This is a genomic window from Brevundimonas sp., assembly GCF_044239655.1.
In the GTDB taxonomy this organism is placed as follows: Bacteria; Pseudomonadota; Alphaproteobacteria; order Caulobacterales; family Caulobacteraceae; genus Brevundimonas.
In genome coordinates, this window is the sequence record NZ_JBIIAY010000031.1 from 21,838 (window position 1) to 29,243 (window position 7,406).

Sequence of the window (7,406 nt, forward strand, 5' to 3'; positions counted from 1 at the left end):
CCGTGCCGGCTATTCTGAGCATCGTCACCTTCCTGCCGCTGGTGGGTGCCGCAATCCTGCTGATCGCGCGTCTGACAGCCAAGTCGGCCGAGGCTGTGGCCCCGGCCGCGCGCTGGATCGCGCTCGTCACGACGCTGGCAACGCTGGCGGTGTCGGTCGTGCTGACCGCGACGTTCGATCAGTCGAACCCCGGCTATCAGTTCATCGAGATGCACCAGTGGTTCGCGGGAGCCAGCTATCACCTCGGCGTCGACGGAATCTCGATCCTGTTCGTGCTGCTGACCGCCTTCCTGCTGCCGATCTGCATCGTGTCCAGCTGGAAGTCGATCGAGACGCGCGTCGTCGAATACATGATCGCGTTTCTGGTGCTGGAGACCCTGGTCATCGGCGTGTTCACCTCGCTGGACCTGTTCCTGTTCTACATCTTCTTCGAGGGCACCCTGGTGCCGATGTTCCTGATCATCGGCATCTGGGGCGGGGCGAACCGGATCTACGCCTCGTACAAATTCTTCCTCTACACCCTGCTGGGTAGCGTGCTCATGCTGCTGGCCATGCTGTGGATGGCGTATGACGCCGGTACGACCAGCATCCCGGCGCTGAAGGAACACGTGTTCGATCCGCGCTATCAGCCGCTGCTGTGGCTGGCCTTCTTCGCCTCGTTCGCGGTCAAGATGCCGATGTGGCCGGTCCACACCTGGCTGCCCGACGCCCACGTCCAGGCCCCGACGGCGGGCTCGGTCATCCTGGCCGGCATCCTGCTGAAGCTGGGCGGATACGGCTTCATCCTGTTCAACGTGCCGATGTTCCCGGTCGCGTCGCAGATGTTCCAGCCCCTGGTCCTGACCCTGTCGGTCATCGCCGTGGTCTATACGTCGCTGGTCGCGTTCAGACAGACCGACATCAAGAAGCTGATCGCCTATTCCTCGGTCGCCCACATGGGCTTCGTGACCATGGGCATCTTCGCCGGCAACGCCCAGGGGATGCAGGGCGCGGTGTTCCAGATGCTGAGCCACGGCCTGATCTCGGGCGCGCTCTTCCTGTGCGTCGGTGTCGTCTACGACCGGATGCACACGCGGGAGATCGCCTTCTACGGCGGCCTGACCCAGCGGATGCCATGGTATGCGGCGATCTTTCTGATGTTCACCATGGCCAATGTCGGCCTGCCGGGGACGTCGGGCTTCGTCGGCGAGATCCTGACCATGACCGGTGCCTATCAGGCCTCGACCTGGGCGGCCTTCGTGGCAGCCAGCGGCGTGATCCTGTCGGCGGTCTATGCCCTGACCCTGTATCGCAACGTCATGTTCGGCGAGATCAAGAACCCGGCCCTGGCCACGATCACCGACATCGACAAACGCGAGCTGCTGATCTTCGTGCCCCTGATCGTGGGAACGATCTGGCTAGGCGTACAGCCGGACCTGGTGCTGAACTATACCGCCGCTTCCGTGGACGCCGTCGTCGGCGCCTACACTGCCGCGACGGGCGGGTGAGAGACTGATGCCTGATATCTTCACCGCAATGCATTTGGCCGCGCCCGAGCTGACGCTCGCGATCGGCGCGCTGTTCCTGCTCGTGCTCGGCGCCTTCATCGGCGAGAAGTCGGCGCGGCTGATCTCGATCCTGTCGGTCGCCCTGCTGATCGCGGGCGCGGCCGTCGCCGCCAACGGCCCGCTGGGCGCGGCGTTCAACGGGGCCTATGTCGCCGATCCCCTGGCGGTCTATGCCAAGGTCCTGATCTATCTGGCCTCGGCCATCGCCGTGATCCTCGGCGGCGGCTGGATGCAGCGGACCAGGATCGCGCGCTTCGAGTTCCCGATCCTGATCGTCCTGGCCTCGGTCGGGATGAGCATGATGGCGTCATCCGGCGACCTTATCTCGCTCTATGTCGGGATCGAACTGCATTCGCTGGCCCTGTATGTGCTGGCCGCCTTCCACCGCGACGACCTCAAGGCGTCCGAGGCGGGCCTGAAGTATTTCGTGTTGGGCGCCCTGTCGTCGGGCCTGCTGCTGTACGGCGCCAGCCTGATCTACGGCTTCACCGGCTCCATGCGGTTCGAGGACATCGCGGCGGTCGCGGGCCAGGGCGATGTCGGTCCCGGCCTGATCTTCGGCCTGGTCTTCCTCATCTGCGGTCTGGCGTTCAAGGTTTCCGCCGCGCCCTTCCACATGTGGACGCCCGACGTCTATGAGGGCGCTCCGACCCCGGTCGTGGCTCTGTTCGCCACCGCCCCCAAGGTTGCGGCCATGGTGCTGATCGCGCGGACCCTGATGGGGCCGTTCGGCGAGATCCATGACCAGTGGGCCCAGGTCCTCGTGCTGATCGCCCTGATCTCGTTCGCCGTGGGGTCGTTCGGGGGCCTGGTTCAGAAGGACGTCCAGCGGCTGCTGGCCTATTCGTCGATCGTCAACATCGGCTATGCGCTGCTAGGCATCACGGCGGGCACCACGGTCGGCCTCCAGGCCATGCTGATGTTCATGACCCTGTACGTGATCGACCAGTTCGGCTTCTTTGCCATCCTGCTCAGCCTGTCCAAGGGTGGGCGGCCGATCCGCAGGATCGCCGATCTGGCGGGCCTCAAGCAGGATCGGCCGGTGACAGCCATCGCCATCACTGTGCTGTCTCTGTCGGTGCTGGGGATGCCGCCGTTCGCGGGCTTCTGGTCGAAGTACTACGTCTTCGGCGCGGCGGCTCAGGAGGGCTACTGGATGGTCGGTGCCGCCGGTCTGGTCGCCTCGGTTGTAGCCGCCTTCTACTATCTGCGGATCATCAAGCTGATGTGGTTCGACGCCCCGGTGGATGCCGTGGCGACCGACCCCGCGCCGGTCGAGGCCAAGGTGGTCGGCTGGGCCGCCGCCGCCTTCTCCTTCCCCCTGGTGATCGTGGCCCTGATCTGGCTCGAGCCCCTGACCAAGGCCGCCGCTGCGGGCTTCGGAGCCGGGTGAGGTGGCGCAAGCCCCCTCGATCCTGATCCTCGAAGACGTCGATTCCACCAATGCGGAGGCGCGGCGACGCGCAGAGGCGGATCAGACCGGGCCGCTGTGGATCGTCGCGCGGCGGCAGGGTGAGGGCAGGGGGCGTCGCGGTCGCGAATGGGTGTCGGAGACCGGCAACCTTTACGCCACGCTTCTGACCACCACGCACAAGGCCCCGGCCGAGGCGGCCCAGATCACCTTCGTCGCGGCCCTCGCGGTCGCCGACCTGATCTGCACCTTCGTGCCCGCGCCCCTGATCACGATCAAATGGCCGAATGACGTTATGATCGAGGCCGACAAAGCTGCCGGAATCCTGGTCGAATCCGGAGCGCACGAGACGGGTGGCCTGTGGCTGGCGGTCGGGATCGGGGTGAATCTCGCGCACGCGCCGTCAGGAGCGGAACGACCTGCCACGGCCATCGGCGGGCATCTCAAGGGCGAGGTGCGCGCCGCGCCCACCGTCGCCGAAGCGATTGAGGTGCTGGCCCGTCATTTCGCCATCTGGATGGACCGGTGGGACACGCTCGGTTTCGAGCCCATTCGGGACGCTTGGGTAGCGCGCAGCCGAGGTCTGGATCAGGCCTGCACCGCGCGCCTGGGCCATGAAACGGTCTCAGGGATCGCCGATGGGGTCGCGGCGGACGGCTCTCTGCGCCTGAAGCTGGCCGACGGCTCGATGCGGCTGATCTCGGCAGGCGACGTTTTCTTTGGTGCCGACGCGACGGGAAAGGCCGCCTGATGCTGCTCGCGATCGAACAGGGCAACACCAACACCATGTTCGCCGTCCACAACGACGTCGAATGGATCGCCCAGTGGCGCACGGCGACCGAGGCGAACCGCACCGCCGACGAATACGCCGTCTGGCTGACCCAGTTGCTGCACATGAATGGCCTGGGGTTCGAGGATCTGGACGGCTGCATCATCTCCAGCGTGGTGCCCCAGTCGATCTTCAACCTGAGGAACCTGTCGCGGCGCTACATGAACGTCGAGCCGTTGATCGTCGGCGAGAACGCCAATCTGGGAATCGAAGTGCGGATCACCAAGCCGACCGAGGCGGGGGCCGATCGGTTGGTCAACGCCATCGGGGCGCACCTGACCTATCCCGGCGACCTGCTCTTGATCGACAGCGGCACCGCCACCACATTCGACGTTGTGGCCGCCGACGGTGCCTTCGAGGGCGGCCTGATCGCGCCGGGCATCAACCTTTCCCTTCACGCGTTGCACGAGGCCGCCGCCAAGCTTCCGCGTATCGCCATCCAGAAACCAGAACGGGTCATCGGCAAGGACACGGTCCAGGCCATGCAGTCCGGGGTCTTCTGGGGATATATCGCCCTCATCGAGGGTCTGGTGGACCGTATCAAGGCCGAGTGGGGTGCGCCCCTGACCGTGATCGGCACCGGCGGCGTCGCCTCCCTGTTCGAGGGCGCCACAACAAGCATCGACCGGTTCGATCCGGATTTGACCATCCGCGGCCTGCTGGAAATCTGGCGCCGCAACGACACGAAAGACTGAATGAAAAAGCCAAATTCAAAGACATCGGGCAACGACGAACTCGTCTTCCTGCCGCTGGGCGGCTCGAACGAGATCGGCATGAACCTGAACTGCTACGGCTATGGGCCGGAGCATGCACGCGAGTGGATCATCGCCGACGTCGGCGTGACCTTCGGCGATCCGTCCACACCCGGCATCGACGTGATCGTGCCCGATCCGTCCTTCCTCGAGGGCGAGAAGATCCGTGGCATCGTCCTGACCCACGCGCACGAGGACCATATCGGCGCGCTCGGCTGGTTGTGGACGCGGATGAAGGCACCGCTCTATGCCACACCTTTCACCGCCTATCTGATCCGCGAGAAGCTGCGCGAGGCGGGCATCCTGAATCAGGTGCGGATCATCGAGGTGCCCCTGAACGGCAACATCGATCTGGGCCCGTTCCAGGTCCAGATGATCACCATGACCCACTCGATCGCCGAGCCGAACGGCCTGGCCATCCGCACACCGCTGGGCACGGTGTTTCACACTGGCGACTGGAAGATCGACGACGGCCCCGTCGTTGGCGAGGTCACCGATGCCGCCGCCATCACCGCGCTCGGCGACGAGGGTGTGCTGGCCATGGTCTGCGACAGCACCAACGTCTTCTCCGAGGGCTATGCCGGGTCCGAGACTGGCGTGGCCGAGGAACTGGACACATTGATCGGCAGCCTGAAGCACGGCCGCATCGCGGTCGGCTGTTTCGCCTCCAACGTCGCGCGCATGGACAGTGTGATCCGTGCCGCCGAGAAGCATGGCCGCCGCATCTTCCTGGCCGGTCGATCGATGAACCGCATCACGGCCGCCGCCAAGCACGTCGGCATGCTGTCGGACATCAAGAAATTCCTGTCCGACGACGAGGCCCGCCACTGGCCCGCCGACGAGATTCTGTACCTCTGCACCGGCAGCCAGGGCGAACAGAACGCGGCCCTGGCCCGCGTCGCCTCGGGCACCCATCCAACGGTCAAGCTGGGTCGCGGCGACCACTGCATCTTCTCGGCGCGTGTGATCCCGGGCAACGAGCTGTCGATCGGGCGTCTGCAGGACCGTCTCGCCGAGCGTGGCGTGCGGCTCTACACCGAGAAGGACCACCCCGGCATCCACGTCTCGGGCCACCCCTGCCGCGCCGAACTGCGCCAGATGTACGCCTGGGCGCGGCCTACGATCGCTATCCCGACGCACGGGATGCGCCGCCACATCGCCGAACACGCGCTGCTGGCTACCGAACTGGGCGTGCCCCAGACGGTGACGCCCCGGAACGGCGACATGGTCCGCATCGCGCCGGGCCCGGCTGTCATCATCGACGAGGTGCCCAACGGTCGCCTGTTCGTTGACGGCGGGATGCTGGTCCCCGAGATGGGCGAGGCCCTGCGCGAGCGTCGCCATGCCTCGACCAACGGCATCCTGGTGGTGTCGTTCGCCATGGACCGGAACGGCAAGATCGTCTCCGACATCGACGTGCGCGGTATCGGCCTGCCCGGCGATGACGAGAACCCGCTGGGTGACGCTCTGGACGACCTGGCCGAGCGCGCCGAACAGGCGGTCAACAGCCTGAAGGGCAAGGCCCGTTTCGATGACACGGCGGTGGAGATGGCCGTCGGCCGCGTGCTCAAGAAGGGCTCGCAGCAGATCTGGGATCGCCGTCCGATCGTCGAGACGGTCATACTGCGCCTCTGATCCGCACACGGTGTCGCAGGACACCCGGGTGATGCTGGCCCACGTCCGGAAACGGGCGTAGGGCTGGCGCGCTCATTATCAGGATAAGCCCCGATGCCTATCGGCCCGATCACCATGATCGCCATCTACATCACCGTCTGGTGGACGGTGCTGTTCGCCGTCCTGCCCATCGGCATGGCCCAGCAGGATCAGTCGCCGCCGACCGACGGTGCGCAATGGGGCGCGCCCGCCGATCCCAAGTTGAAGAAGAAATTCATCACCACGACCTGGGTTTCGGTGATCGTGTGGGCCGGGATCATGCTGACCATCTGGACCGGCTGGCTGCCCTTGCCGCGTCTGGGCTGATCCTCCCGCGCCGACCGCGCCTGAACCGTTGTATCCTTTTACGATAGAAGAGGGTGACCATGCGGATTATGTCTGGCGTCGTTGCAGCGGTCGGTGCCCTGATCCTGCAGACCGGCGCGGCCCAGGCTCAGGACCGGTCTGCGCCATTCATCGTCGTGCAGGCCGATGACGGTTCCGGCCCGTCCAATGACGCTTGGTGGGTGCGGACGATGACGATCCGTCCAACCGGCACGGCTGTCTCCGGAGTACCGTTCCAGATTCTGAACGGCCAGCTCAGCGAGTACGATGCGCCATGGTGTTTCGCTGAAGCGCAGACCCCTAAAGCCTTCGTCGGCGAAACGCCCGAGATTCAGGCCGAGATTGACCGGTCAATGACCGAATCCGAAACCGCGACGTTTGCTGCACATGGTCGGTTCACTCTCGCCGGCCGCCAGACAGCGGTCGTCGGCAGCTTTCAGACCTGTCAGGGCGACGTGGGTGCCTTCCTTCTGATCACCGACGACGCCCCCACGCCCAATCTTGTCTACCTTCACAAATGGGACGACTGGAAAGGTCTGATCTGGCTGCATCAGACCGACGATGAACTCAGCGTCGGCAGCTGCTTTGAATGCGACCATGCGGAGTATCTGTTCTTCGATCAGAGACGGCGGCGGTTCTATTGGGAGACGCCGGACTTCTGACGCGATCGCCGCCTAGCTTTCGCCCCGGTGCACCGGCTAAAGCACAGGTCTGACTGACCACGCGGATTCTGCCCCATGCGCCTGTCGCGCTATTTCATGCCCATCCTGAAGGAAGCCCCTTCGGACGCCCAGATCGTGTCGCACCAGCTGATGCTGCGTGCCGGGATGATCAAGCAGGAGGCCGCCGGCATCTATGCCTGGCTGCCG

7 protein-coding genes and 1 pseudogene are annotated in these 7,406 nt (G+C 65.2%); all 8 read left to right on the forward strand.

Annotated features, from left to right (window positions below; translation table 11 throughout):
* Positions 1-2: 2 nt before the first annotated feature.
* Positions 3-1,487 (forward strand): NADH-quinone oxidoreductase subunit M, encoded by a 1,485-nt coding sequence (locus ACILQR_RS06170; RefSeq protein WP_395650592.1) that lies wholly within the window; start codon positions 3-5, stop codon positions 1,485-1,487.
* Positions 1,488-1,494: 7 nt separating this feature from the next.
* Positions 1,495-2,940: an NADH-quinone oxidoreductase subunit NuoN gene (gene nuoN / locus ACILQR_RS06175; RefSeq protein ID WP_395650593.1), complete on the forward strand. Its 1,446-nt coding sequence runs from the start codon at positions 1,495-1,497 to the stop codon at positions 2,938-2,940.
* A gap of 1 nt (position 2,941) precedes the next feature.
* Positions 2,942-3,709 (forward strand): biotin--[acetyl-CoA-carboxylase] ligase, encoded by a 768-nt coding sequence (locus ACILQR_RS06180; protein WP_395650594.1) that lies wholly within the window; start codon positions 2,942-2,944, stop codon positions 3,707-3,709.
* The gene (locus tag ACILQR_RS06185; RefSeq protein ID WP_395650600.1) at positions 3,706-4,482 is read left to right on the forward strand and encodes a type III pantothenate kinase; all 777 of its coding nucleotides are present in this window, start codon (positions 3,706-3,708) and stop codon (positions 4,480-4,482) included. The genes ACILQR_RS06180 and ACILQR_RS06185 overlap by 4 nt, the downstream gene beginning before the upstream one ends.
* Positions 4,483-6,174 carry a ribonuclease J gene (locus ACILQR_RS06190; protein WP_395650595.1) on the forward strand — a complete coding sequence of 564 codons (1,692 nt, stop codon included), beginning with the start codon at positions 4,483-4,485 and terminating at the stop codon, positions 6,172-6,174.
* A 93-nt stretch (positions 6,175-6,267) separates the two neighbouring features.
* Entirely contained in the window at positions 6,268-6,519 is a 252-nt protein-coding gene (locus ACILQR_RS06195; RefSeq protein ID WP_395650596.1) for a DUF1467 family protein, read from the forward strand.
* Between the two features lie 59 nt (positions 6,520-6,578).
* Positions 6,579-7,199 (forward strand): hypothetical protein, encoded by a 621-nt coding sequence (locus ACILQR_RS06200; RefSeq protein ID WP_395650597.1) that lies wholly within the window; start codon positions 6,579-6,581, stop codon positions 7,197-7,199.
* 75 nt (positions 7,200-7,274) lie between these two features.
* Positions 7,275-7,406, forward strand: a pseudogene (locus ACILQR_RS06205) (proline--tRNA ligase); the annotation flags it as partial.